This window comes from Paenibacillus sp. EKM206P (assembly GCF_011066155.1).
Taxonomy (GTDB): Bacteria; Bacillota; Bacilli; order Paenibacillales; family Paenibacillaceae; genus Paenibacillus; species Paenibacillus polymyxa_D.
The window spans coordinates 303,464-329,467 of sequence record NZ_JAAMNQ010000001.1 but is presented as its reverse complement, the minus strand read 5'-3'; the positions used below and the strand labels follow the sequence as shown (position 1 = coordinate 329,467).

Annotated in this window: 26 protein-coding genes, 6 tRNA genes and 2 riboswitches; of the genes, 9 read left to right on the top strand and 23 right to left on the bottom strand. The window is 46.5% G+C overall.

Features of this window, described 5'->3' with window-relative positions:
- Window positions 1-24: 24 nt before the first annotated feature.
- The 5 genes from kdpC to G9G53_RS01585 all read right to left on the bottom strand — a co-directional run bounded on the left by kdpC (window position 25) and on the right by G9G53_RS01585 (window position 5,324).
- Window positions 25-753: a potassium-transporting ATPase subunit KdpC gene (gene kdpC, locus G9G53_RS01605; protein WP_029516353.1), complete on the bottom strand. Its 729-nt coding sequence runs from the start codon at window positions 751-753 to the stop codon at window positions 25-27.
- A gap of 19 nt (window positions 754-772) precedes the next feature.
- Window positions 773-2,803, bottom strand: coding sequence for a potassium-transporting ATPase subunit KdpB (gene kdpB / locus G9G53_RS01600; RefSeq protein ID WP_029516352.1), 2,031 nt, complete (start codon window positions 2,801-2,803; stop codon window positions 773-775).
- A 37-nt stretch (window positions 2,804-2,840) separates the two neighbouring features.
- Window positions 2,841-4,517, bottom strand: a complete 1,677-nt coding sequence (gene kdpA, locus G9G53_RS01595; RefSeq protein ID WP_165144907.1) for a potassium-transporting ATPase subunit KdpA — start codon at window positions 4,515-4,517, stop codon at window positions 2,841-2,843.
- A gap of 150 nt (window positions 4,518-4,667) precedes the next feature.
- Window positions 4,668-4,745 (bottom strand): potassium-transporting ATPase subunit F, encoded by a 78-nt coding sequence (locus G9G53_RS26860; RefSeq protein ID WP_071559652.1) that lies wholly within the window; start codon window positions 4,743-4,745, stop codon window positions 4,668-4,670.
- Between the two features lie 183 nt (window positions 4,746-4,928).
- Complete coding sequence (locus G9G53_RS01585) at window positions 4,929-5,324, bottom strand: hypothetical protein (protein ID WP_023987603.1); 396 nt, start codon at window positions 5,322-5,324, stop codon at window positions 4,929-4,931.
- 115 nt (window positions 5,325-5,439) lie between these two features.
- A riboswitch (cyclic di-AMP (ydaO/yuaA leader) is annotated at window positions 5,440-5,612 on the bottom strand.
- A 466-nt stretch (window positions 5,613-6,078) separates the two neighbouring features.
- On the opposite strand from G9G53_RS01585, the gene G9G53_RS01580 reads away from it, so the two are divergent.
- Entirely contained in the window at window positions 6,079-6,564 is a 486-nt protein-coding gene (locus G9G53_RS01580; RefSeq protein WP_029516350.1) for a glutathione peroxidase, read from the top strand.
- Window positions 6,565-6,709: 145 nt separating this feature from the next.
- On the opposite strand, the gene G9G53_RS01575 is transcribed toward G9G53_RS01580, so the two are convergent.
- Window positions 6,710-6,792 (bottom strand) — tRNA-Leu (locus tag G9G53_RS01575).
- A 342-nt stretch (window positions 6,793-7,134) separates the two neighbouring features.
- On the opposite strand from G9G53_RS01575, the gene G9G53_RS01570 reads away from it, so the two are divergent.
- Entirely contained in the window at window positions 7,135-7,356 is a 222-nt protein-coding gene (locus G9G53_RS01570; protein ID WP_029516349.1) for a hypothetical protein, read from the top strand.
- Between the two features lie 124 nt (window positions 7,357-7,480).
- On the opposite strand, the gene G9G53_RS01565 is transcribed toward G9G53_RS01570, so the two are convergent.
- From G9G53_RS01565 to G9G53_RS01540, 6 genes are all read right to left on the bottom strand, one after another.
- Window positions 7,481-7,864, bottom strand: coding sequence for a helix-turn-helix domain-containing protein (locus G9G53_RS01565; RefSeq protein WP_013309253.1), 384 nt, complete (start codon window positions 7,862-7,864; stop codon window positions 7,481-7,483).
- 93 nt (window positions 7,865-7,957) lie between these two features.
- Window positions 7,958-8,332 (bottom strand): helix-turn-helix domain-containing protein, encoded by a 375-nt coding sequence (locus G9G53_RS01560; RefSeq protein WP_029516348.1) that lies wholly within the window; start codon window positions 8,330-8,332, stop codon window positions 7,958-7,960.
- Window positions 8,333-8,517: 185 nt separating this feature from the next.
- Window positions 8,518-8,973 (bottom strand): MarR family winged helix-turn-helix transcriptional regulator, encoded by a 456-nt coding sequence (locus tag G9G53_RS01555; protein ID WP_023987598.1) that lies wholly within the window; start codon window positions 8,971-8,973, stop codon window positions 8,518-8,520.
- A 163-nt stretch (window positions 8,974-9,136) separates the two neighbouring features.
- Window positions 9,137-9,219, bottom strand: a tRNA-Leu gene (locus G9G53_RS01550).
- A gap of 15 nt (window positions 9,220-9,234) precedes the next feature.
- A tRNA-Lys gene (locus tag G9G53_RS01545) sits at window positions 9,235-9,310 on the bottom strand.
- A gap of 86 nt (window positions 9,311-9,396) precedes the next feature.
- Window positions 9,397-9,468 (bottom strand) — tRNA-Glu (locus tag G9G53_RS01540).
- 242 nt (window positions 9,469-9,710) lie between these two features.
- On the opposite strand from G9G53_RS01540, the gene G9G53_RS01535 reads away from it, so the two are divergent.
- Both G9G53_RS01535 and G9G53_RS01530 read left to right on the top strand, forming a co-directional pair.
- The gene (locus G9G53_RS01535; RefSeq protein ID WP_029516347.1) at window positions 9,711-10,472 is read left to right on the top strand and encodes a DeoR/GlpR family DNA-binding transcription regulator; all 762 of its coding nucleotides are present in this window, start codon (window positions 9,711-9,713) and stop codon (window positions 10,470-10,472) included.
- 69 nt (window positions 10,473-10,541) lie between these two features.
- Window positions 10,542-11,417, top strand: a complete 876-nt coding sequence (locus G9G53_RS01530; protein ID WP_165144904.1) for a Cof-type HAD-IIB family hydrolase — start codon at window positions 10,542-10,544, stop codon at window positions 11,415-11,417.
- A gap of 179 nt (window positions 11,418-11,596) precedes the next feature.
- Here G9G53_RS01530 and G9G53_RS01525 read toward each other — a convergent pair.
- The 3 genes from G9G53_RS01525 to G9G53_RS01515 form a co-directional block, all read right to left on the bottom strand.
- Window positions 11,597-11,685, bottom strand: a tRNA-Ser gene (locus G9G53_RS01525).
- 1 nt (window position 11,686) lies between these two features.
- Window positions 11,687-11,762 (bottom strand) — tRNA-Asn (locus G9G53_RS01520).
- A gap of 44 nt (window positions 11,763-11,806) precedes the next feature.
- Window positions 11,807-12,331, bottom strand: a complete 525-nt coding sequence (locus G9G53_RS01515) for a SprT family protein (RefSeq protein WP_029516345.1) — start codon at window positions 12,329-12,331, stop codon at window positions 11,807-11,809.
- 144 nt (window positions 12,332-12,475) lie between these two features.
- Between G9G53_RS01515 and cmpA the strand changes: the two genes are divergently transcribed.
- On the top strand, window positions 12,476-12,610 hold the full coding sequence (gene cmpA / locus G9G53_RS01510; RefSeq protein ID WP_007429337.1) for a cortex morphogenetic protein CmpA: 135 nt from the start codon (window positions 12,476-12,478) through the stop codon (window positions 12,608-12,610).
- Between the two features lie 104 nt (window positions 12,611-12,714).
- Here the strand turns inward: cmpA and G9G53_RS01505 are convergent, their stop codons facing one another.
- The 8 genes from G9G53_RS01505 to G9G53_RS01465 all read right to left on the bottom strand — a co-directional run bounded on the left by G9G53_RS01505 (window position 12,715) and on the right by G9G53_RS01465 (window position 22,040).
- A complete protein-coding gene (locus tag G9G53_RS01505; RefSeq protein WP_039269623.1) occupies window positions 12,715-14,937 on the bottom strand; it encodes a Tex family protein in 2,223 nt (740 codons plus the stop codon).
- Window positions 14,938-15,116: 179 nt separating this feature from the next.
- Window positions 15,117-15,467 (bottom strand): type II toxin-antitoxin system PemK/MazF family toxin, encoded by a 351-nt coding sequence (locus G9G53_RS01500; RefSeq protein ID WP_007429335.1) that lies wholly within the window; start codon window positions 15,465-15,467, stop codon window positions 15,117-15,119.
- 6 nt (window positions 15,468-15,473) lie between these two features.
- Window positions 15,474-15,755, bottom strand: a complete 282-nt coding sequence (locus G9G53_RS01495; RefSeq protein ID WP_007429334.1) for a CopG family ribbon-helix-helix protein — start codon at window positions 15,753-15,755, stop codon at window positions 15,474-15,476.
- Window positions 15,756-16,046: 291 nt separating this feature from the next.
- Window positions 16,047-17,243, bottom strand: coding sequence for an alanine racemase (gene alr / locus G9G53_RS01490; RefSeq protein WP_039269622.1), 1,197 nt, complete (start codon window positions 17,241-17,243; stop codon window positions 16,047-16,049).
- Between the two features lie 269 nt (window positions 17,244-17,512).
- Complete coding sequence (locus tag G9G53_RS01485; RefSeq protein ID WP_165144901.1) at window positions 17,513-18,799, bottom strand: outer membrane lipoprotein-sorting protein; 1,287 nt, start codon at window positions 18,797-18,799, stop codon at window positions 17,513-17,515.
- A 486-nt stretch (window positions 18,800-19,285) separates the two neighbouring features.
- Window positions 19,286-20,917 (bottom strand): formate--tetrahydrofolate ligase, encoded by a 1,632-nt coding sequence (locus tag G9G53_RS01475; protein WP_165144898.1) that lies wholly within the window; start codon window positions 20,915-20,917, stop codon window positions 19,286-19,288.
- A gap of 212 nt (window positions 20,918-21,129) precedes the next feature.
- Window positions 21,130-21,438: a hypothetical protein gene (locus G9G53_RS01470; protein ID WP_029516338.1), complete on the bottom strand. Its 309-nt coding sequence runs from the start codon at window positions 21,436-21,438 to the stop codon at window positions 21,130-21,132.
- A 98-nt stretch (window positions 21,439-21,536) separates the two neighbouring features.
- Complete coding sequence (locus tag G9G53_RS01465; protein WP_029516337.1) at window positions 21,537-22,040, bottom strand: DUF6933 domain-containing protein; 504 nt, start codon at window positions 22,038-22,040, stop codon at window positions 21,537-21,539.
- 305 nt (window positions 22,041-22,345) lie between these two features.
- On the opposite strand from G9G53_RS01465, the gene G9G53_RS01460 reads away from it, so the two are divergent.
- From G9G53_RS01460 to G9G53_RS01445, 4 genes are all read left to right on the top strand, one after another.
- Entirely contained in the window at window positions 22,346-23,053 is a 708-nt protein-coding gene (locus G9G53_RS01460) for a response regulator transcription factor (protein WP_029516330.1), read from the top strand.
- 1 nt (window position 23,054) lies between these two features.
- Window positions 23,055-23,999: a sensor histidine kinase gene (locus tag G9G53_RS01455; protein WP_049816929.1), complete on the top strand. Its 945-nt coding sequence runs from the start codon at window positions 23,055-23,057 to the stop codon at window positions 23,997-23,999.
- A 108-nt stretch (window positions 24,000-24,107) separates the two neighbouring features.
- Window positions 24,108-25,031: an ABC transporter ATP-binding protein gene (locus tag G9G53_RS01450; protein ID WP_165144895.1), complete on the top strand. Its 924-nt coding sequence runs from the start codon at window positions 24,108-24,110 to the stop codon at window positions 25,029-25,031.
- On the top strand, window positions 25,024-25,719 hold the full coding sequence (locus G9G53_RS01445) for an ABC transporter permease (protein ID WP_165144892.1): 696 nt from the start codon (window positions 25,024-25,026) through the stop codon (window positions 25,717-25,719). The genes G9G53_RS01450 and G9G53_RS01445 overlap by 8 nt, the downstream gene beginning before the upstream one ends.
- 122 nt (window positions 25,720-25,841) lie before the next feature.
- Window positions 25,842-25,986, top strand: a riboswitch (FMN riboswitch).
- Window positions 25,987-26,004 lie beyond the last annotated feature (18 nt).

Here is a 26,004-nt window from a genome sequence, read left to right as displayed (position 1 = left end):
TTGTCCTGTATACATAGAGAATGCTCAACGCTTGGCAGGCTCTACCTTCATTTGCGCCTCAAGCGCAAGATTTAGCTTGAGCACGTTGACACGCGGCTCGCCGAACACGCCGGCGTTGCGGCCTTCTGTCTGCTCCTGCACCAGTGCTCTCAGTTGATCCTGCGGGATACCCGTCAAGCCGCTAATGCGCGGAATTTGCACCCATGCCGCCTGTGGCGAGATGTGTGGGTCCAGACCGGAGCCGGAGTTCGTAATCAGGTCCACCGGAACCTGACTAACAGGCACATCCGGGTTATGCTTCTGCCAATCCGCAATAGAGTCCTTGACTCGCTGTATCAAGGCCGGATTCGACGGTGCGTAGTTACTAGAGCCTGAACCAACCCCATTATAATCAACGCTCGATACCCGACCTTGAAAAAACGCCGAATCAGTGAAAGACTGCCCAATCAGTTCGGAGCCGACCACCCGCTCCTCCGCGTCACGAAGCATACTGCCGTTTGCTTGCTGCGGAAACAGAACCTGCGCTATTCCTGTACTGGCTAGCGGATATGCCAAACCGCACAAGAGAATCATCAGCACCGAAGTTCGCAAAGCCACTCCAATAACTGTACTTCCTCGCATCTCTTGTCTCTCCGGTTTTCCTTCCGACACAGTCCCGGTCCCTGTATGTTTGTTATGACCTTGTCCGCCAGATTCAGCTTTTTCGTGTGCAGCAAATCTGCGTCCAGACATCATCCGATAAAAACCACTCATGTCGTTCACCCTTTCTGCGCTAAATCCACAAATGCACCAGCAAATCAATGGCCTTTATACCGACAAACGGTACGACCATACCGCCCAGACCGTAAATCAGCAAATTCCGTCCCAGCAGGCGATCCGAGCTCATCGGCTTATACTTCACGCCCTTCATGGCCAGCGGAATCAAAAGCGGAATAATAACCGCGTTAAAGATCAACGCCGACAAAATAGCCGACAGCGGGGAGCCAAGCCCCATGACGTTCAAAGCGCCCATTTGTGGAATGGCTAGCATGAACATCGCCGGGATGATGGCAAAATATTTGGCAACATCGTTCGCAATGCTGAACGTTGTCAATGCTCCGCGCGTCATAAGCAGCTGCTTGCCGATCGCGACCACCTCAATAATTTTGGACGGATCGGAATCCAAGTCCACCATATTAGCCGCTTCTTTGGCCGCGACTGTGCCGCTATTCATGGCAAGACCTACATCGGCTTGCGCCAACGCAGGTGCATCATTGGTGCCGTCTCCAGTCATGGCAACCAGCTTACCCTGTTCCTGCTCACGTCGGATAACCGCGATTTTGTCCTCCGGCTTGCTCTCAGCTACAAAGTCGTCCACACCCGCTTCTCGAGCAATTGTAGCTGCTGTCAGCGGATTATCTCCGGTACACATGATCGTACGGATACCCATTTCCCGGAGCTGATCAAACCGTTCCTTCATGCCTGGCTTCACTGTATCCTTTAAATAAATAATACCGTATATCTGATCATCTAGCGCGACTGCCAACGGTGTACCTCCTTCAGAGGCTACCTGATTCGCTTTTTCCTCCAGATCGGCTGGAACACTGCCATTTTGCGATACGATCCATTGCCGAACGGAATCCACTGCGCCCTTGCGTACCTTTCGTCCATCGGCCAGATCCAGACCACTCATCCGGGTCTCCGCCTTGAATTCGATAAAGGTTCCACCTGCCGCCAAGGATTCATCCAACGTATGCTCCTGTTTGCGCATCAACTCGAGAACCGAGCGACCCTCTGGCGTCTCATCCTTCATAGAGCTAGTCGCTGCCCACTTCACTAGCTCTGCCTTCTCCACGCCCTCTACAGGCACGAATTCACTCGCCATCCGGTTCCCGAAGGTGATTGTACCTGTTTTATCCAGAATCATCGTGTTGATATCCCCAGAAGCTTCTACCGCCTTGCCTGACATGGCTAGCACATTAAACTGGGTGACCCGGTCCATACCGGCAATCCCGATGGCTGACAACAGTCCTCCAATCGTGGTTGGAATCAGACAGACTAGCAACGAAATCAGCACAGGAACAGGCAAATCAATGTTAAAATGACGGGCAATCGGCGCTAGCGTAACCACCACAATTAGAAAAATAATCGTCAAGCTAATCAGCAAAGTGTTCAGCGCAATCTCATTCGGCGTTTTTTGCCGCTGAGCGCCTTCCACGAGCGAAATCATTTTATCAATAAATGTCTCGCCCGGCTCTGTCGTAATCCGCACCTTAATCCGGTCACTAACCACTCGCGTTCCGCCGGTTACCGAGCAAAAATCACCACCCGATTCCTTGATGACCGGAGCCGATTCTCCCGTAATTGCAGATTCATCCACCGAAGCCAAACCTTCAATGACCTCACCATCGCTTGGAATCATTTCACCCTGGGAGACAATAACTACGTCCCCCTTACGCAACTCGGTTGAGCTAACCACCTGAATGTCATTTCCGACGAGCTTGTTAGCTTGCGTGTCCTGCTTGGATTTTTTTAAAGAGGCAGCTTGTGCCTTACCCCGCCCCTCCGCGAGCGCTTCGGCAAAGTTGGCAAAAAGCAACGTAAACAACAGAATAACAAACACGGCCAGGTTAAAGCCTATTTCCTTGTCAGTTCCAAAATAACCGGGAAACAGTAACATTAGCAGCACGACCAATGTACCGATCTCCACGACGAACATGACAGGATTTTTCATCATCATCATCGGATTTAATTTTATAAAGCTATCCTTGATCGCATGCTTCAAGATGCTTCTGTCCAGCATGTGTTTGCGTTGTTCCTTCATGGTCAAACACCCCGTTCATCCATTCTCATTTTCTTCTTCACATGGTCAAAAATTCAGCAACAGGTCCCAATACGATGACAGGTAAAAAGGTCAACGCGCCAATCAGCAGCACGACTCCGATCAGAATGGCTCCAAATAACTTGTTGTCCGTGCGCAGTGTCCCCGTCGTCACCGGAGTCGGCGCTTTGGCATTCAACGAAGCCGCCACAGCCAACAATGCAATCATAGATACATATCGCCCGAAGAACATAACCATCCCCGTTGTTACATTCCAGAATACGTTGTTATCTGAAAGACCTTCAAACCCCGAACCATTATTTGCGGCAGATGACGCATATTCATAGAGCACCTGAGTCAACCCGTGATAGCCAGGGTTAGTGACCGCATCATATCCCCAATGACTCATAAACGCAAGCGCAGTTGGGACGAGAATGAGAAACGGATGTACCAAAATGGCAATGGCGATCAGCTTCATTTCCTTGCCTTCAATTTTCCTTCCCATAAATTCCGGAGTTCTCCCGACCATCAGTCCGCATATAAACACACCCAGAATCGCATACATCAGCATATTCATCAGCCCGACACCCTTGCCGCCAAAAATGACGTTTAGCATCATTTCTCCCAAAGCAGCCATGCCACCTAGCGGGGTTAGTGTATCATGCATATTATTGACCGAACCTGTCGTTGCCGCTGTTGTGACCGCAGTGAATAAAGCCGATTGTCCAATACCGAAACGAACCTCTTTCCCTTCCATGCTTCCCTGAGAAGCATCCACACCCAGTGTCTGGATTAACGGATTACCTGTCTTCTCAGACACATACGTAATGGATAGAAAAATTAGAAACAATACCATCATGGAGCTAAAAATAATCCAGCCCTGCTTACGATTACGGGCAAACAATCCAAAGGTATACGGCAACGAAGCCGGCATTACCCACATTGCCAAAATTTCCAGCACGTTCGTCCAAGGACTTGGATTTTCAAAAGGATGCGCAGAGTTAGCTCCCGCATAACCGCCCCCGTTCGTCCCCAAATGCTTGATGGACTCCAGAGAAGCAATGGGTCCCATAGAAATTTGCTGTTGTGTTCCGCTCAGCGTCGTAAGATCCGCCGTAGGCTGTAGCGTCTGTGGTATCTTCAATCCCACCAGCACCAGCGTAAGCACAAAGGCCAGCGGCAGGAAAATCCTTATAATAGCTTTAATAAAATCTTGAAAGAAATTGCCCATCCCTTCACCGCGCCGCGTCAATCCTCTCATAAAAGCCGCAGCAACCGAAAAACCGGAAGCAGCCGAAGTGAACATCATCATCGTGACGAACGCCATCTGTGTCAGATACGTAAGCCCGCTTTCTCCGCTATAATGTTGGAGATTCGTATTCGTCATAAAGCTGATTACCGTATTAAAAGCTAGTGATGCTTCCATATTACTGTTTCCAGCCGGATTACCGGGAAACATTCCCTGTAAACGCAACAGCAAGTAGCTGATTGCCACAAGCACGACGTTCGTAGCAATGAAACTCATAACATACGTAGTCCAACGCATGCTCTCCACTTTCTTCAAGCCTACTACCTTATAAATCAGCTTTTCTGTTCTGCCAAAAATCCGATCCGTCCGATTCGGTTCATTCGAGAATACATGATACATATATGTACCCATTGGCTTTACCAAGAGCAGCAATATAACGATCACAATTCCAATTTGAAGCAGCTCCATCCTCTATTCCTCCTTCAAAATGCTCCTGCGTTTGGAACAACAGACCCGATTAGACCATCTATGAAGTGCACACGTTTGCGAAAACCTGCTACCAATGATGCTTTAATGCTCAGATCTGTTGTTCTTCGCCCGCTCTATCCCTACAAGTGACTAGAACTTTTCAGGGTTCAGGAGTGCGTAGATTAAATACATAAACACAATAGCCGTAAGCCCGAGTATAACGATCATCCTCTTCGTCCTCCTTTAGAGGTCTGCGCATCACACCAGCGTACAAACAGCAGTATCACTCCATAACTCACAGCCATGACGAGCAGCATGTATATATCCATCATGTTTATACCCTCCGTATCGATCCTCAGATCGCCATTCTTATTCCATCATAAAATCATAAAACAACTATGTCATAAGTGCTTATCCGTTCAGCAGAAAACCCACCTCTCCGTTCAATGTGTAGATCACATGGTCCGCTCCCAATCCCCGATAAATTCCTTGTGGATTACAGCCGTGTGTAATAACATAGATCGATTCCGATGTTAGTGGTCGACATATTTGCAGGAAACGGCAAGTCAGATTCAAGCTGTTCTCGAACAAATACACACTACCAATTTCTTTTTTTGGAAAATTCCATTTTCCCGCTTGCATGGTATTGATGCGGACAATGTGCTCCACACCCATTTTTTTGAGCTGTCGTTCCTCCTGGGCGCTATTCGTGAGAACTGCAAACGCCAATTTTTTGAAAATAAGCAATTTCACAAAACTTCTGCCCGCTTCATTCGGTGCAGTGACAATAATTAACCGACCTTCCATCAGTAGCTCCTCTCCCGGTATAAAAAGACAACAAAAAGAAGCCGAAGGAAAAAGGCTTTCCTCCGGCTTCTGACATATCCATGATAAAATAAACCATGGCTGCACACGGCGGTTTGTTGCCTCTCCCTGTACGCTTACGAGGTTAGCTGTCGGATTCGGACGTGAGAGTCGCCCTATTTCTGGCACTTGACCGGAAAATTCACCCCATGAGACACACGGCTTCCGAAGCCGTACAGTCTCGATTGGTTCCCCCGCTTTTGCAACTGCAAAATTCAGCGCTATAGACATTTCGTTGTTGCTTCATTCAAGTTAATTTGAAATTACGTCTTGAATCATACACCCGCGCATGGAAGACTGTAAAGCTCAACTGCAGGGTTATAAATCGGGCTTTAGAGCATAGAAGATTAATAATAACGCTTACAATGCAACTATGCTTCTCACATCTCCTTTAATCTCTGTTTTTCATCCCTTTTTGAAAATGACAAGCATGTCAATATTGGCGTAGGGTAAAGCGTTATTGGCCTTTTTTTGTAAAAAGAGAAGAAAATACGCTATATGTACCAGCTAAACACCGATTTAACCCGCTTTTATAAGAAGAAACAACTTAATTCGCTCCATTTGCGGTGCGATTTACTGTTTTGAGCAAAATACGATTTTACAGCGCCTGAAGGCTTTATACAGCTTTTCCAGGCTTGCAACCCTTCTTTAAATTGTCTAAAATTTAATTGCTGAATATTGAATGAGGAGAGATGCTATGACCGTTTATGAATATGATGCGCAAACCCTGCAAGGGAAACAAATTCCGTTATCCACATTTGAAGGGAACGTTCTGCTTATCGTGAACACTGCCAGCAAATGTGGGTTAACCCCCCAATACAAAGCGCTACAAGAGCTATATGACCAGTATCATGAACAGGGGCTCGAAATTTTGGGATTTCCCAGCAACCAGTTTGCCAAACAAGAGCCAGGTTCCAATGAGGAGATCTCCGAGTTTTGCCAGATCAATTATGGTGTCACCTTTCCGATGTTCGCCAAGACAGATGTCAATGGCGATCAAGCACACCCCTTATTTCGCTACCTGACCCAAACAGCTCCGGGGGTATTAGGGTCCAAAGCGATCAAATGGAATTTCACTAAATTCTTAATTACAAGAGAAGGTAACGTATTTAAGCGCTATGCACCGCAAACCACGCCAGATAAGCTGGCGGGAGATATAGAGAAGCTTTTGCAGCAAAACTGACATTCTTCATTATCACAGTTAATAAACGACCTGTTGCAACCGTGGCTTCCGTGACTAAAGAATATAACGAAAAATACTTAACAAAAAAAGCACCCTTTCACGTAAACCGTGTCAGGATGCTTTTTTAACTAGGTCTTGCATATAATGCGGTCGAGAGGACTCGAACCTCCACGGGCGTACGCCCACTACCCCCTCAAGATAGCGTGTCTGCCATTCCACCACGACCGCAAATCATAATGTATTGAGGCAACAGATTTATTATACTCTCTCATCAACTATTTGTAAACAAAAATATTATAATTATTTTAACTTACATATATGAGCGATAATAATACCGTCCTGTATAAAGATAACCGCTTGCTGAACTATGCATTAATGTTGCCCCCTTACGGATTATCAGAACCACTTGGCACTTAACTAAGTAATTAATTTGACAAAATAACGTATTTACGATTGTAAAAACACGTATAAAAGTGTATCATAGTTTCAGATGGTTAATTCTAACATGTTTACTGATGATTATTATAACACACCAATTATTCCGTAAGAATCCGTAAGGGGCGATTTCTTTTGAACAACAAAATGCCTGTCACCTCCTTCGGGTGGGCCATCAAACAACGGCTTGTCGAACTTCGACTGGATCAGAAAACATTTTGTGAGACTCACAATATTCCGCCTTCACGCTTGTCCAATCTGATTCACGGCACCCGCAAAGCACAAAGGTACAGAAAACAAGTTGCTGCAATTCTGAACATCGACGATAACGATTATAAGGAGGCATCACCACTCTAAATCCAACAAGCATTCCAGTTACATACAGGTCATTCCATATCACCAAGAAACCAAATAAACCCGTAAAGCGAACCCCTCCAGTTCGTTTACGGGTTTTCAACCCAGACAATCTTTAGCCAAAAAATCATTCCGGCTTTGTTTTATCCTTCTCACTTTTTTGTTTACGATATTTCGCAAATTCAACATATTCTAAAATAAAATTCTGTTCTTCCGTCTCAAGATCCTCTGCCTGGCAATTCAGTGGCCCCATCACTCCAAAAAAATAAGCAGCCTTCTGCTCCTGAAGTACGCCTTCTCCCGGCTTAATCCCTTTCATTAACCAATCGAGCGATACATTAAAAAAGTCCGAAATCTGAATTAAATGAGTGGTACCCGGCGTTGTTTTCCCCCTTCTCCAATCACCGAGATTCCCTGAACTGATTTTAAGTTTTTCACAAAATGCCTTCTTGGTCATTCCCCGATCTTTAATCAAAGCTTCAATCCGCTGATAAATAGTTTGATCTCCCAAAATGTTTCCCCTCCGAAACAGTAACTTTTTCAAAAATAATTTTCATTTTTCAGCCTTACTCATTAGTAATCCCCATCAAATCCTAAGCAACCATTACCCCATAGTAGAATTGCGCTGGTTTTTCTCTTTACGAAAGCGGGTAAATTCAATATACTCAAGTATAAAATTTCTTTCCGCCTCACTAAGCGGTTCCTCCTGGCAATTCAGTTGCCCTGAAGCGTCAAAAAAATAAGGGTCTTGCGACTCCTTTAGCACCTCACCCTGTATATCTCGACCCAGCATAATCCAGTCCAGACTCGCATCAAAAAAAGAAGCGATTTCAATGAGTTTATTCGTGCCCGGCGTCGTTTTTCCTCTTTTCCAATCCCCGAAGTTCCCTGTACTAATGCCTAACTGCTGGCAGAACGCCTTTTTCGTCATTCCCCGTTCCTTGATGAGTTCCTCGATGCGATGGTAAATAGATTGCATAGAAGTTCCTTCCTCCCTAGCAGGCTCTCAAATAACGATATCATGTTCTCTGTTCCCATTTCAAAGATCACGTATGCTAAAATTACCGAATTATGTATGTTGGTTTCCATTATACCACAACGAGCAACAAAAACCGCCTGTTTTCCGAAGAAAGGGCGGTCTTTAAGCCAGTCCACTTACGCCAATCACGTAGCAGAGTTGTCGATTTTAAGTAAAATATGCTTCAATTCATTCAAAGTTTCACTCAGATGCAATAAATCTTCTTCTGGCAGATACACCAGTCTTTCTTGAATTTTATTGGAGAAGGTATGAAATACCTGTTCACAAAAAGCATCGCCTTCCTGTGTAATCGCCACATTCACGACTCTGCGATCCGAATCACACGACTGGCGGTCAGCCAACCCATGCTCCACCAGTTTGTCCAGAAGAGGAGTCATGTTCGGACGTGAGACATTGAGCTGTTTGGACAAATCTGATACCGTAGACGAACGTACTTCACGCAGGAGCATTAGCACCTGAAAGTTATTAGGCGACAAGTGTAATGGGAAATCGAGCGGACCGTAGGTGAAAAATTTCTTCTTCACAATCGGAAACAAGCCCAAAATATTTTCTGATATATTTCCTAACAGTTGAGTGTCCATATTTTTCACCGTCACTTCATAAGTTTATACTTATCATTCTATAACATTATGGCGTTATATTATACTATGGAATCATTATTTCATCATAATCATTACTTTATTACATCATTACACAAATAAAAAAAGCCTCTACCGTGAGAGACTTTTCCGTTCATTCCATTGATGCGGTCGAGAGGACTCGAACCTCCACGAGCGTACGCTCACTACCCCCTCAAGATAGCGTGTCTGCCATTCCACCACGACCGCATAACAAAATATAAATGGTGAGCCATGAAGGACTCGAACCTTCGACACCCTGATTAAAAGTCAGGTGCTCTACCAACTGAGCTAATGGCTCATGCTGTTCATCCAAGCTGTCCGCCATTAGACCAGACCTCAGGAATTTCCCTTAAGCATGCAACATGTAGTCTATAAAGACAACAATGACCCGTAGGGGATTCGAACCCCTGTTACCTCCGTGAAAGGGAGGTGTCTTAACCCCTTGACCAACGGGCCTTATTATGCGCCAACTTGGCGACAAGAAAGAGTATATCAAATAGAATAACAAATGGCAATACTTATTTTTGAAATTTTAAAAAAAGCAGTTTTTATCATTACAAAATGCATGTCCACTTACATTAACTTATCTAGAATCATTTAATCCCTGAAAAATCATGATAAATGATTGCAATATCACTTACATTTACTTATAATCACTTACGGGATACCGAAATCATTATATATCAGAGGAGCTTTCTATGTATCAGGAAGAACGAATGTTAAAAATCGTTGATTACTTACAGCTTCACAAGCGTATTTCGGTGGATGATATTTGTGAAATTTTTAATGTTTCACGGGATACGGCCCGTCGAGACCTGGTAAAACTTGAGGAGCATCAAAAAATTATTCGCACCCGCGGCGGCGCCCTTCTCCCTAAACTGCATCACGATCCAATTGGAAATTATAACGAAAGACTGCTTACTGTATCTGAGGAGAAACAAGTGATCGGACAATTGGCTGCCAACATGGTACGAGATAGGGATCGTATTATATTGGATTCCTCTACCACCGTACAGGCGTGTGCAGAAAGACTGAATGTGCAGGAATGTTCGGTTATCACCAATTCAATTAATCAGGCCGACGTACTATCTGGAAAAGACGGTGTCTCCATTCATCTGTTGGGAGGCCGCCTGCAAAAAGAGCACCGGTATGTATATGGCTCGTCCGTAATCGCCACTTTGTCTCACTATTTTGTAGACAAAGCTTTTATCGGGATTGGAGGCATATCATCCCACGGACTAAGCCTGATTCATGAAGAAGACGGTATGCTGAAGCATCAGATGATGAAACAGGCGGATCAGGTGATCATCCTTGCGGACCATTCGAAATTCGGAATTAATTTCCCGTATCGTTTTGCTGATTTATCTGAAGTTAATATCGTGATCACCGATCGCTTGCCAGAACCAGCAATGCTGGAAATTTTGCAACATCATGATATTGAAGTTGTTGTCCCCTCATAAAATATGAGACTGCTTAGCTAGAACTCAAGATTTATCACAGAGATATCGAAAGACAGGAGTTGGAGAGAAATGAAACTGTTTGCGATTGATATGGATGGAACACTGCTGAACGAGGAAGGAAAAATAAGCAAAGTGAACGCGGAGGCTATACGCCAAGCACAAAAGCAAGGCGTTCAGGTGACAATTGCCACTGGTAGAGCCGCTTATGACGCCTGGACAAAGCTAGAGGAAGCAGAACTTATAACTCCCGTCATTGGAGCAAACGGCGCAACCGTACACGATGTGCATCGTCGTCAGTTAACCTCTACTCCTATGGGCCGCAGTGAAACGTTTGAAGTGCTGAGCTGGCTGCACGATAACGACTTTTACTATGAGGTCATGACAGACCGCGCTATTTATTCTCCACAAAACGGACATCAGCTACTTGCTGTTGAAATGGATCGATCGCTGAGCGCCAACCCGGATATTTTGCTGGATACATTATTACACGCAGCCGAAAAACAATATGAACAGACCGGACATACCCGCATCGCTTCATATGAGGACATTCCACTGGATGTAGAGATTTATAACGTGCTCTGTTTCTCCTTTGATCAAGCCAAATTGGATCGGGGCCGTGAGCGTTACCAAAGTTTTCAGGGCCTGAACATGGTCATCTCTTCAGACCGTAACTTTGAAGTCGAGCATAAGGACGCGTCTAAAGGTAATGCATTGCGTTATCTGGCGAATCATCTGAGCATTCCCATGCAGGAAGCTGTAGCGATTGGGGACAGTTACAACGATATCTCCATGCTGACAATGGCAGGAAGAGGCATTGCCATGGGCAATGCAAAAGACGACATTAAGGCCGTCTGCTCCGAAGTGACTCTGACTAATACGGAAGATGGCGTCGCTCATGCTCTGTTGAACATACTTAAGACAGTTGAGGCTGACACTGTGAAATAGAAGTCATTGGCTGCTTACAAGACAGGTTGACGTCGCTTCATGGCGTACGCAGCACGTTCGTCTCTCCATTTAAACGAATTTCAGTCCACCGTTATTTTCAAAGCAGATCTAGACAAAAAGGACGCTCGCAAGCATCATTACAATGCATACGAGCGTCCTTTTTCTACTTAAAATACCAACGGAGAGAGAGGGATTCGAACCCTCGCACCGCTTTCGCAGCCTAACCCCTTAGCAGAGGGTCCCCTTATAGCCACTTGGGTACCTCTCCATGGCTCCCCGAACAGGACTCGAACCTGTGACAACTCGATTAACAGTCGAGTGCTCTACCAACTGAGCTATCAGGGAACATTACTGTAAATTATCTTACAGTATGGTTAATTTACCATGATTCAGGGGGTGCCGTCAAGTGCCAGCAGGCGAAGCTTACCTCCACATTTCCCACAGCGATATCGCTGAGGATTCATCTTACGCTTGCGCATATACTCCTGTTTACAGGAAACGCATACTAGCTTGTAACGATAAGGCTGAGGCTTACGTTCCGTTCTTCCCGGCAGAGTCTGACAATGCCTGCTTCCTCCTACACGGGCCAACCATGCTTTGAAGTCAGCATCTCGATGCTGATAGCCCATCCCGCGCAAATGTAAATGATAATGGCACAGCTCATGCTTAATAATTTTCTCCACCTCAGAACGTCCGTAAGCTGCGAGTTGATGTGGATTAATTTCAATATGATGACTTTTCATAAAATACCTACCGCCTGTGGAAGACAGACGTACATTAAAGGTGGCTTGATGTCGAAACGGCACACCGAAGCTCTCCAGCGAAATGCGCTCTACCCATTCTTGAAGCTCTTCATTACTCATAGAATGGCTCATTGAATGGTTCATTGAATTGTTCAGGGACTTGGACTCCATCCTTACGGTCTCTCCTCCTTTGCTCCTTACTGACAAGCATATTATAAAATAACGACCGAAGTCTAACCCCCAATTCATAAGCACACTTTAGGTACCCACCCCATATGCTAAGCATACAGATGTAACGCAGAGGAGGAGATCGGCTTGCCTCAATGGCTCAGCAATCAGCTCATGCGGGCCTTTTACAAAAAGGACCGGCGCCAAATTAAACTGTTGAACGATTGTTGGTTTTTTTATCATAAAGCACCTGGCGTGGAGTTCGATGCCAACAACGGGTAAAAGCTAAAGGCATCCAAAATGAAAGCCGGAATCTCCGATGCAGTTCGGAGATTCCGGCTTTTGTTAACCCTTCACAAGAAGGTTGCACAGTTTTATTTAAAGTATTATGCCTGCGATTGCGCCTCTGCAGGAGGTTTCATCGTCAGACCAACCCTGCCTTTTTTCAAATCAACATTTAACACCCACACCGTTACGTTATCACCGACAGATACGACATCCATCGGATGCTTTACGAAGCCACTGCGCAGCTGTGAAATATGAACCAACCCGTCACTTTTAATACCGATATCGACAAACGCGCCAAAATCAATGACATTGCGGACGGTTCCCTGAAGCTCCATACCCGGTGCCAGATCCTCGATCTTCAGCACATCCTTGCGGAATACAGGTAACGGCAGCTCGTCACGCGGGTCACGGCCCGGACGCTGGAGACTGTCCAGAATATCCTTCAGTGTCGGCACGCCGACTTCCAGCTTCGCAGCTAGTTCGTCAATGTTGGACACGTTCAGTGCTTCCGTTGCAGCCTTGGTGCCTAGATCGTGGGCATTGATGGCCAGTTCCGCCAACAGGCGGTCTACGACAGCATAGGATTCAGGGTGAATCGGTGTGCGATCCAGCGGATTTTCTCCACCCGGTATACGGATAAAGCCAACAGATTGCTCGTAGGTTTTTGCACCAAGACGCGGCACCTTCTGCAACTGACGACGGTTGCTGAATTTACCGTTTTCCTCACGGTACTTAACGATGTTTTTGGCAATCGTCGCATTGATCCCTGCTACATAGGATAACAGCGCAGAGGAAGCCGTGTTCACATCTACACCGACATGGTTAACGGCTGATTCGACAACGTCCTTTAAGCTTTCATCCAGATGTTTCTGCGACACATCATGCTGGTATTGGCCTACACCAATAGCCTTCGGCTCAATCTTGACCAACTCAGCCAGCGGGTCCTGCACACGACGTGCGATGGAAGCCGCACTGCGCTCGGCCACGTCCAAATCGGGAAATTCCTCCTGTGCCAGCTTGGAGGCAGAGTATACGCTTGCGCCCGCCTCATTGACGATCAGATACGCTAGACTGCTGTCACCAATGTCCGCGATGACTTCCGCTACGAATTGCTCTGTCTCGCGCGAAGCGGTTCCGTTACCAATGACAATCAATTCGATCCCGTATTGGGCAATCAGCTGCTTGAACTTTTCAGCAGCCTCGCGCTTCTTGTTGTTCGGTGGTGTCGGATACGTCACAGCCACTTCGAGCAGCTTGCCGGTGTCATCGACAACCGCCAGCTTGCAGCCTGTCCGATAGGCCGGATCGACACCGAGCACACGTCGGCCCTTGATCGGAGCCTGTAGCAACAGGCTGCGCAAGTTGCCTGCAAAAATGGAGATCGCCTGCTGCTCGCCCTTCTCCGTCATTTCAGCGCGCACTTCACGCTCGATAGACGGCGCGATAAGTCTTTTATACGCATCCTCAATGACACTGCGCAGCAGATCTTGCACGACAGACGATCCTTTAATCACTTGGCCTGCCACGTAATTGTAAATGGAATCTGGCACTACCTCCAGACCAACCTTAAGAATGCCTTCCCGCTCCCCGCGATTAATCGCCAGAATACGATGAGGTGGCATTTTCTTAGCGAGTTCACGATAGCTGTAGTAGTTCTCATACACAGATTCTTGCTCTGCGTCCTTCGCTTCGGAGGTCAGCATACCATGGTCCAGCGTATATCGGCGTACCCATTGGCGAATAGCCGCATCATCCGCTATATTTTCAGCTAAAATGTCCAAGGCTCCTTGGATGGCCGCCTCGGCGCTGTCCACTCCCAGTTCCGCATTTACATAAGACTCGGCTTCTTTCAGAGCATCGCCCTGCTTCGGCTGGCTCCAGATCCAGATGGACAGCGGCTCCAGTCCCCGTTCCTTTGCTACACTGGCGCGGGTTTTGCGCTTTTGCCGATACGGACGGTACAGATCCTCCACTTCCTGAAGTTTAACCGCAGAGGTGATAGCCGCCTGCAGGTCTTCCGTCAGCTTGCCCTGCTCATCAATAATGCGGATGACCTCTACCTTACGATCCTCCAGATTACGCAAATACACTACACGATCTTCAATTTCACGTAGCTGATTTTCATCCAGCTCTCCTGTCATTTCCTTACGATAACGCGCGATAAAAGGAATTGTATTCCCTTCATCCAACAAACTGATCGTTGTCCGGATTTGCTTGAGTGCCAGCGACAGCTCTCTCGCCACTTGTTTGACAATCCGCTCTTGGCGTTCTGCTTCGTTCGGCTCCTGCCGGATTTCCGTCTTCGTTTCCTCGTTAGACAAACCTATCCCTTCTTCCTCACAACTCTTGTCATACAGCATGTCTTTCATTATCACAAAAAATGATTCAAAGCGCCAGCAGGTGCCGTTAGAGCAAGCCCTACCTGCATTTTTCATCAGACACGCAAAAGGACAGCGCCCAAGCGCTGCCCTTTTCCCGTTTCACTCGTCGTTCCATCACGCTAAAAATCAATCAAACCGAGACTGATTTGTAGCGAATCGCTCACTTTGCGCATAGTTTCTTCATCTAAGTGGGTGATTTTGTCGGTAAGCCTTTGCTTGTCGATCGTCCGAATTTGCTCCAGAAGAACAACAGAATCACGATCAAAGCCATGCGTCGCCGCGTCGATTTCCACGTGTGTAGGCAGCTTTGCCTTCTGAATCTGAGCGGTGATAGCTGCCACGATCACGGTAGGACTAAACCGGTTGCCGATATCATTTTGAATGATCAGCACAGGTCTGACGCCACCTTGCTCGGAACCGACTACGGGTGAAAGGTCTGCAAAAAAAACGTCGCCGCGCTTTACGATCAATATGGATTACACCCCGCTAACTGTACGGCCCAAGGTGCTGTTTGCATCTTCCTCCGCGTGAAAGGCTTCGGATGCCATGGTCAAGTTAATTTTAGCCATTTCCATGTATCCACGCTGCATAGCTTCACGAATGTAACGTTTTTTACGTTCGCCTACATACAGCTTCATGGCCTGCCTGATAAATTCACTGCGGTTGGAATTTTCCATAGCTACGATCCCGTCCACTTCCTGCAAGAGATGATCTGGCAAACTGATCATTATTCTTTTGGTGTTCTGCAAATTGGCCAACTTCTCTTCCACCCCCAAAACCTTGTCGCCATTGTACCATTATAACGTTATTCCCGGTAATTTATTCAAACGGAATACAAGAATGTATATGATATTCGTATATCATCTATGCTGCATTCCATTATAAACTACGCAGTTCGTTTTCGTACAGGCGTTTGATCCCCGAAATACAAGTGTCAGCGGAGCCTGATGCGTCTTTTGACAGTTATAGCGCTCTTTTCTTTCCTTTGTACATATTTCGGGACGTTCTGCGAAAACTCCTGCTTTTATTCGGTAATTTGCGTTATGAAATTAATTCCAGTGGGTTGGAAGAAGCGAGTTCACTCGAATAACAGGAACATGGCCTCGTGTGTATACACGCGGTACCCTGTCTGCGATCATGCAGATCACCTCATAGTGGATCGTACCAAGCTTGGATGCCAGCTCATCCGCCGCGATAGTTTCGCCGGACTGCTGACCGATGAGAACAACCTCTTCGCCGGTTTGGATTTCTTCCGCATCTTCTGCGAAAGATTGTAAGGATACCATACACTGGTCCATGCAAATCGTGCCGAGTACCGGGACGCGGCGACCGCGTATCAATACTTCGATCTTCCCACTCAGCATGCGGGAGTATCCATCCGCATAGCCGATTGGCAGTGTACCGATCCGTTCTTCACTGGAAGTCACATACCGGGTGCCATAGCTAACTCCCCAGCCGGGAGGAAGCGTCTTGGTATAAACCACCGCCGTCTTCAATGACAATACAGGCAGCAGTTCAATGGCTTGCCGGTTAACCTCATCAGACGGATACAGACCGTATATACTGATACCAATCCGCACCATATTGGGGGAAAGAGAAGGGGTATCAATGGTAGCGGCGCTATTAGCCGTATGTATAATGGGAATGGTGATACCTTGTTCCCTTAGCGCTTCCGCCACGCCCCGAAACCGATCATATTGTAGCAGTGTATAGCTTTTGTCTTCTTCATCCGCGCGGGCAAAATGGGTGTACATGCCTTCCAGCAGCACCTGCTCTAATTCGTGAGCCTGCCGGACAAAAGCCATAGCCTCTTCTCCAGGCAGCAAACCCAGTCTTCCCATGCCGCTGTCTATTTTGATGTGCACCTTCAGCTTGCGTTCATTTCCTTGGCAGTCCAGTCTGCGGATACCCTCCAGCACTTCTTCACTGAACACAGTCAATGAGATATCATGCTCCCAAGCCGTTTGTACAGCTTCCGGTGGGGTATAGCCGAGTACAAGAATCGGTAGCTGAACCCCCGCATGACGAAGCTCCAACGCTTCATCCAGAAAAGCGACGCTCAAATAATCCGCACCAAGGCGTTCCAATTCCTTTGAAATTTCCACGGCACCGTGTCCGTAGGCATTCGCCTTGACACAGACCAGTATCAGCTTATCCGCTGGCAATGCCTTGCGAAAAGCTTCATAGTTGGCGCCAAGGTGATCCAGGTTGATTTCGGCCCGGGTCGATCTGTATTGTGCTTGCAAATCCAGTCACCTTCTTCAATTGTTAGCCTGTAACATAACCTTTTACCATTCGGAGTGTGGCAAAAGTGCTTGCTTCCAAAGGTTAATGGTAATGTTCAAAAACGTGGCTGTCAATGGCAGGGGGGCTTTACCAGCCTCCTCTACCATCTCTACAATAGAACAGGATATACAAGCGATGCACATCTTAGACTGCGAATGAACAAAAGACGGATACGGGCGGCAGCAGAGCATTTTTACACTCTAGACCGTCTGCATCCGTCTATAAAATTTTATTTACCCGATTGATCCTGTATAGAAGCGGCAATTTGTATCATTTCGCTCACAGGCAGGTCAGCACTGGTGATTCTGAACTCGATTCCGTCATTCATCCAGGTCATCGTCTGCTGTTCGCTTCCGGTCAGCACGGCGAAGCTTCCTCCAATATCAACCAGTTCGCCTGCGGCCAGTGCGACCGCCCGATCTTTTGGACGTGCCTCCACAATGGTATAATTATATGTTCCACTATACCGTAGCATCACGGCATGTGTACCATTATCCTCCAGCTCCGGCGTATCCTTGATCTGTACTCCGGCTGGCGTGTAGGACGGTTCGATCAAGCCGAACTCACCCATCACAGCTTCTGCCGCATCTGTTCCCGCTGACGTTCCGTTTGCAGCATCCGATGTGCCCGGGGTTTGTTGCTGCCTCTCTGCGTTGGCTGCGTTGGCTGCTTTGTCCGGTTTGGACGTATCGTTTGTGGCAGTACCGTCCACCTTGGCTTGCCCTGACGGTTGCTGGACTGCATCCCCTGCGGTCCCCTGCTCTTGTCCGGGTTCGCCAGTCGTCACGCCAGTCGTCCCATCCATCGCACCGGAAGGATCAAGCTGACCACTGGGATCTACTGCTCCGGAAGATGGCGCTCCTGCGCTACCTGTACTCGTCTTACCTGAAGCCATATTCCGCTCCATATCAAAAGAGTCCTTGTCAAACTTCGTATCAAAAGCAAATTGATCGAATTTCAGATCAACAACTACCTTGGCATTCGCATCAGACACCTGTACCTGAGTGGGTGCATAGTCATTTTTGGACAGCCATATCTTTTGTCTCACCAGCGCATGGCTGTTGTAATTCGCTGCCACATCAAACACATAGGATTTATCGTCGGTAGCCAACTGACGGGAGGCATCGCCGATAATGCTGCGAACCAACGTTTCATATAAATATACTTGACCCTGATTGTTTGGCCAGTCGCTTTTGAAACGGAAGCTTTTGTTCAGGCTGGGTGTTAGTACAAATACACCCTCATCATTACGAAGCACAATTTGCGTAACATCCTTTTTCTCGTTCGTCATGGCAATTCGGTAATAGGACGGCTTGCGGTAGGAAATATCCACCTTGTATTCCTGCGGCGTGTCGCCGGTATGCAGCGTCATCAAAGCTGTACCGTGGTAGCTGTTCAGGTCGCTCACCACGTCACTCAAATCTTTAACCACATCGTCCGCGCTCTTCTTGCCGCACCCGGCCAGCAGCAGCGTTACACACATGACCATGGCGAGCATCCATGAAATCCGGCGCATGTCATCAACCCCTTCAGCACATGTTTTAAATGAATTAGTACATGTCTATGAAGGACTTGTTCGATTTATGCAGACTGGCATGACAAGCTTGAACGTATCCTTACGTAATGCTATAAAATCTTTTGGAGAGTGATCATAAATTCATACAGAAAATAAATCGAAAAACCGATCAAAACCACGCCTGCACCGATCGTAACCCACTTGATAGCGGTTCGATTCATGGCTTTCCGTGTTGTGGCTACGAGGGTCATCAAGCCTAAATCATGGATAAGAATACCAAACAAAATACCTAAGCCAACAATCCACCGAACAGTTAATGAAAAGCAAGCGGTGGCTCCAGCTCCCTGCTGTACGTCAAGGTCGGGTATATTTCGTAGAAGCTGAACGCTGGAACTGGAGCGATGCCATAACCCGGCAAAAACTGCTTACTGCACTGCCCAAACTGCTTGGCACTTCATCCTGAGAAGCTGTCATTTTCTAAAGATACTACATTAGACCTTGAATGCTTCCATCTGCCTCCAGAGACATATGCTCAGCTGCTGGGGATTTTGGTAATCCTGGCATCGTCATAGTATTGCCTGTTTCCACGACCACAAAGCCTGCCCCTGCAGACAAAGCAACGCTGGACACGTGAATGGTAAAGCCTTCCGGTGCACCTAGCAGAGAAGGTTGATCTGAGAAAGAATACGGCGTTTTGGCCATGCATACAGGCAGTTGTCCAAAACCAAGCTGCTCCATACCGGCCAACGCCCGTTTGGCCGCAGGAGTGTAAGCTACCTCTGCCGCACCGTAAATCTCCTTCGCAATAACACTAATCTTCGCTTGCAAACCAAGGGTATGCTCATACAATGGTGCAAAATGGGCTTTGTCCTCCTGGAGCAGGTTGAGCAGGCTTTGGGCCAGCTTTTCTCCCCCTTGGCTTCCCTGTGCCCACACCTGTGACAACTCTACGGGTACTCCCAGCTTGAGGCATTCCGAGAAAATCAGTTCCAGCTCGGCTTCGCTATCTGTTACAAAATGGTTGACCGCTACCAGTACTGGCACGCCAAACTTTTGCAAATTCCGTACATGCCGATTCATGTTGGCTAATCCAAGTTGCAATTGCTCCAGATTTTCTGCGTCCAGCTCATTTTTAGCTACACCGCCGTTATATTTCAGCGCTTTGGCGGTTACGACCAACAGAGCCGCATCTGGCTGCAAACCGGATTGACGGCACTTGATGTCAAAAAACTTTTCTGCCCCCAGCTCAGCCCCGAACCCAGCCTCCGTGACAACCACCTCTCCCAGCTTCAGGGCTAGCTTCGTACCGATCAAACTACTGCATCCATGCGCAATATTCGCAAAAGGTCCGCCGTGCACAATAACTGGAGTTCCCTCCAACGTCTGCACCAGATTGGGTTTCAATGCTTCCCGAAGCAGCACAGCCATACCTTCCACCGCATGTAGTTCCTCAGCTGTTACCGTTTCGCCATCTTCGTTATAACCAATCACCATCCGACCCAATCGCACTTTAAGATCGTCCATATCTTCACTTAAACATAATACGGCCATCACTTCTGAAGCCGAGGTAATCAGAAAACCACTTTCTCTCACTGCTCCATTACCTGACCCCAATCCGGTTACAATGTTTCGTAAACTCCGGTCGTTCATATCGACAGCGCGTTTCCACACAATCCGCTCGGGTTTCAACCGCAAAGCATTTCCATGAAATAAATGGTTATCGATCATCGCTGCCAGCAAATTATGCGCTGCCGAAATCGCGTGAATATCACCTGTAAAATGGAGGTTAATGTCTTCTGCTGGAACAATCTGGGCTTGTCCTCCCCCAGTTGCTCCTCCTTTCATGCCGAAGCAAGGGCCAAGGGACGGCTCACGTAACGCAGCAACGGTTTTATGCCCCAGCGCATTCAGCGCCTGCGACAGTCCAATGGTGGTCAGCGTTTTGCCTTCTCCCGCTGGCGTGGGGTTCATCGCCGTAACCAGCACCAGCTTTCCATTCGGACGATCCTTTAACTGCTCCCACAGGGACGGGTTCAGCTTTGCTTTATATTTTCCATACGTCTCTAGATGTTCTTCTTCAATTCCTGCTTCTTTGGCTATATCAATAATCCTCTTCATCTTTCGTTATGTACCCCCCGTTTTATAAGTCTGACCGATGGTGTCAAACCCTGTATCGTTTTATTTTACCAAAGTGTGCCGCTTATTGCGCTATGATTCATTTCATCGCAAGCGTTGCTATCATGTGAGTTATTAAAAAAGAGCCTCCCCCGCCCGTATGGACTTTGGTGGATGCCCTTTTGATACGTCTCGTTTAACAAACAGCTCTCAAATTAACCTGCAAAGTTAGCAGCGTAATTTTCAGCAATAAATCCCTTAGAAATCAGGATAGATTGGGATTTCTTAGTAGCAGGGCCATAGCCTTGGGACAGCAGATCATTAATATGTAAGCGATTATAAATGAAGCAAAATACAAAGTTGGACGCCCCACTCGTAAGGATCGATACCAGAAAAATAATAACAGCCCACTTCCAATCCCCTCTAAACAACGCAGGGAAAAAACCGAAAAAGAGCGTAGTCCATGAAAAACCTACTTTGCGTTCCTTGATCATTCCAGTTTTATTTCTTAATTTAATCTTCATTTACCCCTTACCTCTCTTTATATAGTCTTTTAGAACTATATTAGATTATATAGGACAGAGGGAATAAATGGAACTCATTTCGTAAAATCATAAATTTCTCAAATACGCTCTAGTTTATAATGCTTTTCCAGCACTTCTTTAAAAACATCAACAGGGTACTTGTATTCAACAGTTTTGAAAACAATCCGGTTATTCCACTGGTTTTTTTCCAGTTCGCACCCATGCTCCATATCCAGTTCCTTCATAATAAATATAATCTCATCTAAGGTTACCAACACACTATGTCTATTCGTCGTAGTTGCCAGCATCTGCTCGCCTTCCTGTGTGTATGCCTTCACGATCTGCTCATCAAACCCTTCGCTGATCATTAATTCCTTCAAGGCTTGTATAAAAAGAGTCGGCAAGTTTTTGTACTGCGATTTTTTAATCCCAAACAGCGTGATGCTTAAGCGGGATATATCATGCATAAACACTATATTTTTTCTTCGATTCAGTAAAAATAAGCTGGCATGCCAACTATTTAAAGGCGGATAAATGTCAACTTGAAGTGGTTCAGTCTCCCATTCCTTCAGCAGTTTTTGTGTTCCCCGTATGACAAACATCTTTGCTCTCCTTTATTGACGGTCCTGTGCCGTAGCTCGTGATTAGACATACCTGATTTCTTGCATAAAGCATGTCACGTATATCATAACACCGTATTCCAAACACCGGATTATAAACTCTTTCAGTATAATAGAGGAAAGATATATTGCCAGACACAGCTGATTACGTAACTCCCTGGGACGATCCAGGGAGTTTCCATTTTTTCTTTGGATATTTTTTATGGAAATCCCCTCCACTGCTCTATATAATTCAGGTACAGTTCGTCACACGAGCTTAATCTAAAAATTAGGGGTGTTCCACACCTATGCCACAGCATATTTTACTTATTGAAGACGATCTATCCATTGCCGAAATGCTACTTAAAGCACTCACTAAGGAAGGATACAGCCTAACCACTGCCTATGACGGGGAAGAGGGGCTTCTTGCCTTTGAACGTCATACCTATGATCTGGTACTGGTGGATTTGATGATGCCGAAGGTGGACGGTATGGAGGTGATTCGACGAATTCGTACCCATAGCGCCGTCCCGATTCTGATTATGTCAGCCAAGGACAGCGACGTGGATAAAGCGCTTGGACTGGGCTTTGGGGCAGACGATTATATTGCCAAACCTTTTTCAATGCTGGAAATGACCGCTCGTATTCAGTCCGCGATCCGAAGATCTACTACATATGCCCGTCAGCAACAGCAGGAGGAACAGCCGCAAGCACAAGTTTTGACCTACGGCAGTCTGTGCATTGATTTTGATCATTTTACAGTCATACGCAATGAAAACGAAATTCAGCTAACAGCCAAAGAATCCGATATTTTGAAGCTGTTTGTAGCCAATCCAAACCGGGTATTTACAAAAGCACAATTATACGGATTTATTTGGAAGGACGATTATATGGGCGACGAGAACGTGATTAACGTCCATATTCGCCGCCTGCGTGAGAAAATTGAAGAAGATCCCTCTCATCCTGTCCACATTAAAACGCTATGGGGCATTGGCTACAAATGGGAGAATGGCTGATATGAACATCGAAAACATTTCTGAATGGATTGTCGGTCTCATCATGTCAGTCGTTATAGTATGGCTTTGGCGGGAGCGTATGGCCAATAAGCGCAAAATAAGGGATATCCGAGCCCTACTAGAGCGAATAGTGACGGTGAATCATGCGGAAAAGCTGCTATATGTCACAGGTGACGTTGAACTGCAACGACTCATGACGGAAATTAATCGACTGCTGGACTTGAATCTCAGAGTGTCTGCAGATTACAACCGTAGCCAAATTGCTATGCGCAAAATGATTTCGAACATTTCACACGATCTCAAGACCCCGCTTACGGTTGTGCTTGGATATGCCGAGATGCTGGATGGCGATCCGACTATTTTGCCGGAAGAACGTATAAAGCTGCTATCCAAAATTCATCAAAAGACAAGCGAAGCGATTGAGTTGATCGGAAGCTTTTTTAATTTGGCGAAACTGGAAGCTAATGATACGGATATTCCGTTGACACGACTGGAAGTGGGAGAACTGTGCAGACGCAGCATTTTAGAGTTTTATGACCTGCTGACTGCACAGGGGTTTACTGTGCATATTGAGATCCCGGAGTACCCCATTCATGCCTTGGGGAACGAAGGAGCGATTGGGCGGGTGCTGAATAATCTGATCTCGAACGCCATTCGCTACGGGGCAGATGGACGGACGCTAGGCCTGACGCTGTCAGAACAGCAGGATACAGTGCGTATAGAGGTATGGGATCGTGGCAAAGGCATACAGGAATCTGAGCAAGATAAAGTTTTTGAACGTATGTACACACTGGAGGACTCCCGCAATAAGGCGGTACAAGGCAGCGGACTGGGCCTTACGATTGCCAAACGTCTGGTTGAAACGATGAACGGAGAAATTCAATTGACCAGTAGACCTTATGAGCGGACAGTCTTCTCTTTTACATTGAAGAAAATCAACTATTAATCGAACTCAACATACTCAACTTAATAAATTTGTAAGAATCACGAAAGAAAAATGAACATTTCGCCCTTTATCCTTGAATTATCAGCAGTATACGAAGGGAGAACACCCATGACTTACGTAATACGTACACATCAGTTGACCAAAGCCCTGAAGGGCAACGAAATTGTAGCAGGAGTCAGCATGAATGTGCGCAAGGGAGAAACCTATGGCTTTCTCGGCCCCAACGGGGCAGGCAAGACAACGATAATGAAAATGATTACGAATTTACTCAAGCCGACATCGGGTGAAATTGAATTATTCGGTGAGAAATTAACGCCAAAGTCGTATCATCTGCTCGGACGGATGGGTTCGATTATTGAATACCCGATTTTTTATGACAGGCTGACGGCGCAGCAAAATCTGGAACTTCATTGTGAATACATGGGCTACTATAATAAGCAGGCTGTCCGAGATGCCCTAGAATTAGTGAACTTGCAGAATGCGGGTGACAAGTCGGTAAAAGACTTTTCACTGGGAATGAAACAGCGCCTCGGGATTGCCCGCGCTATTGCGACTAAGCCAGAGCTACTCATTTTGGATGAACCGATTAATGGTCTGGACCCCGTGGGAATCAAGGAAATCCGCCAATTATTCCACATGCTATGCAAGGAATATGGGATGACTCTGCTCGTGTCCAGTCATATTTTAGCGGAAATAGAGCAGATTGCGGATACGGTAGGCGTGATTAATCACGGAAGGCTGATTGAGGAAGTGTCGATGGAGCAGGTGCGGGAAACCAATACGGAATACATTGAATTTACGACCAACGATTGTAAAAAGGCGGCCTACGTCCTCTCCCATCATCTGAATCTGAATAATATAAGGGTGCTCAATGAACAGAGTATACGTATTTACGATTCAAATGTACCGCAGAAGCAAATTACGAAGACGCTCATTTTAAATGATATAGAAGTGGATTCCATTCATCAGAAAAGCAGTACGCTGGAAGACTACTTTTTGCGGCTGTTAAACGGAGGTGATCTTCATGCTTAAGTTGATGCAACTGGAGCTCAAAAAATTTCATCTGGCGGGTTATATCCGTTCAGCACTGATCGCCAATGCATGCATTCTTGGGCTGCTCTGTATCATCGCGCTGGACAGCCAAAGTACAGGAATACCCGAATTTACACAGTACACTCAGCTTCTCGATCTCATGGACATGCTGGTCAGAGCCACATTTATTGTGTTTGCCTCCGTTCTCCTGTGCCGCTTTATCGTAGGGGAATTTAAGTCCAAATCGATTACGATCCTGTTCATGTATCCGATTCACCGTCAGAAGCTGATGATCGCCAAGCTCTTGGTTGTGCTGCTGTTTACCTTCTTGTCTATTATTATTTCGGAAATAATCATTACGGCTGCTATTCATCTGCTCAACCAGTTTGTCTTGATTGTACCCGATAACCTTACTCTTTCGATACTGGGTCAACAATCAGCACGGACGCTGATCAATGCCGTTGCTGCCAGTTTTATGGGGCTGATTCCGCTGTATATGGGGATGCGAAGATACTCTGTACCCACCACCATTGTGACCTCAATTCTGATTGTAGCATTGCTTTTCTCCAATAATAACGGCGCTACACTCAGCTCCATTGCCCCCGTGCAAATCGGCTTCTCTATACTGGGAATGCTTGTGGCTTATGCTGCGATTCGACGTATTGAGTATAAGGATATTGCTTCGTAGTATGTAACTTAGTAAAACGCTTTCGAAAAATAGATGAAAATCATTGTTAGATATACACACATTTTTCACTGGACTTCATTCTAAAACAGGTATATCCTATAGGAGAAATTAAAAAACGGAATAAGGATCTTCGGGGTAGGGTGAGATTCCCAACCGGCGGTATGGCTCATGGAGCTAAGCCCGCGACTCTGTATCTAGCAACAGGATACAGACTGATTTGGTGAGATGCCAAAGCCGACGGTAAAGTCCGGATGGAAGAAGATCGAAATATCAACATGCCGCGAA

Coding starts and splice junctions, on each gene's coding strand:
- kdpA (WP_165144907.1), bottom strand. CDS start 4,517: ATGGAGCTGCTTCAAATTGGAATTGTGATCGTTATATTGCTGCTCTTG.
- G9G53_RS01560 (WP_029516348.1), bottom strand. CDS start 8,332: ATGCAATCTATTTACCATCGCATCGAGGAACTCATCAAGGAACGGGGA.
- G9G53_RS01585 (WP_023987603.1), bottom strand. CDS start 5,324: ATGGAAGGTCGGTTAATTATTGTCACTGCACCGAATGAAGCGGGCAGA.
- G9G53_RS01580 (WP_029516350.1), top strand. CDS start 6,079: ATGACCGTTTATGAATATGATGCGCAAACCCTGCAAGGGAAACAAATT.
- G9G53_RS01555 (WP_023987598.1), bottom strand. CDS start 8,973: ATGGACACTCAACTGTTAGGAAATATATCAGAAAATATTTTGGGCTTG.
- G9G53_RS01465 (WP_029516337.1), bottom strand. CDS start 22,040: ATGTTTGTCATACGGGGAACACAAAAACTGCTGAAGGAATGGGAGACT.
- kdpC (WP_029516353.1), bottom strand. CDS start 753: ATGAGTGGTTTTTATCGGATGATGTCTGGACGCAGATTTGCTGCACAC.
- G9G53_RS26860 (WP_071559652.1), bottom strand. CDS start 4,745: ATGATCGTTATACTCGGGCTTACGGCTATTGTGTTTATGTATTTAATC.
- G9G53_RS01515 (WP_029516345.1), bottom strand. CDS start 12,331: ATGGAGTCCAAGTCCCTGAACAATTCAATGAACCATTCAATGAGCCAT.
- G9G53_RS01535 (WP_029516347.1), top strand. CDS start 9,711: ATGTATCAGGAAGAACGAATGTTAAAAATCGTTGATTACTTACAGCTT.
- G9G53_RS01460 (WP_029516330.1), top strand. CDS start 22,346: ATGCCACAGCATATTTTACTTATTGAAGACGATCTATCCATTGCCGAA.
- G9G53_RS01445 (WP_165144892.1), top strand. CDS start 25,024: ATGCTTAAGTTGATGCAACTGGAGCTCAAAAAATTTCATCTGGCGGGT.
- G9G53_RS01475 (WP_165144898.1), bottom strand. CDS start 20,917: ATGAAGAGGATTATTGATATAGCCAAAGAAGCAGGAATTGAAGAAGAA.
- G9G53_RS01470 (WP_029516338.1), bottom strand. CDS start 21,438: ATGAAGATTAAATTAAGAAATAAAACTGGAATGATCAAGGAACGCAAA.
- G9G53_RS01450 (WP_165144895.1), top strand. CDS start 24,108: ATGACTTACGTAATACGTACACATCAGTTGACCAAAGCCCTGAAGGGC.
- G9G53_RS01455 (WP_049816929.1), top strand. CDS start 23,055: ATGAACATCGAAAACATTTCTGAATGGATTGTCGGTCTCATCATGTCA.
- kdpB (WP_029516352.1), bottom strand. CDS start 2,803: ATGAAGGAACAACGCAAACACATGCTGGACAGAAGCATCTTGAAGCAT.
- G9G53_RS01530 (WP_165144904.1), top strand. CDS start 10,542: ATGAAACTGTTTGCGATTGATATGGATGGAACACTGCTGAACGAGGAA.
- G9G53_RS01485 (WP_165144901.1), bottom strand. CDS start 18,799: ATGCGCCGGATTTCATGGATGCTCGCCATGGTCATGTGTGTAACGCTG.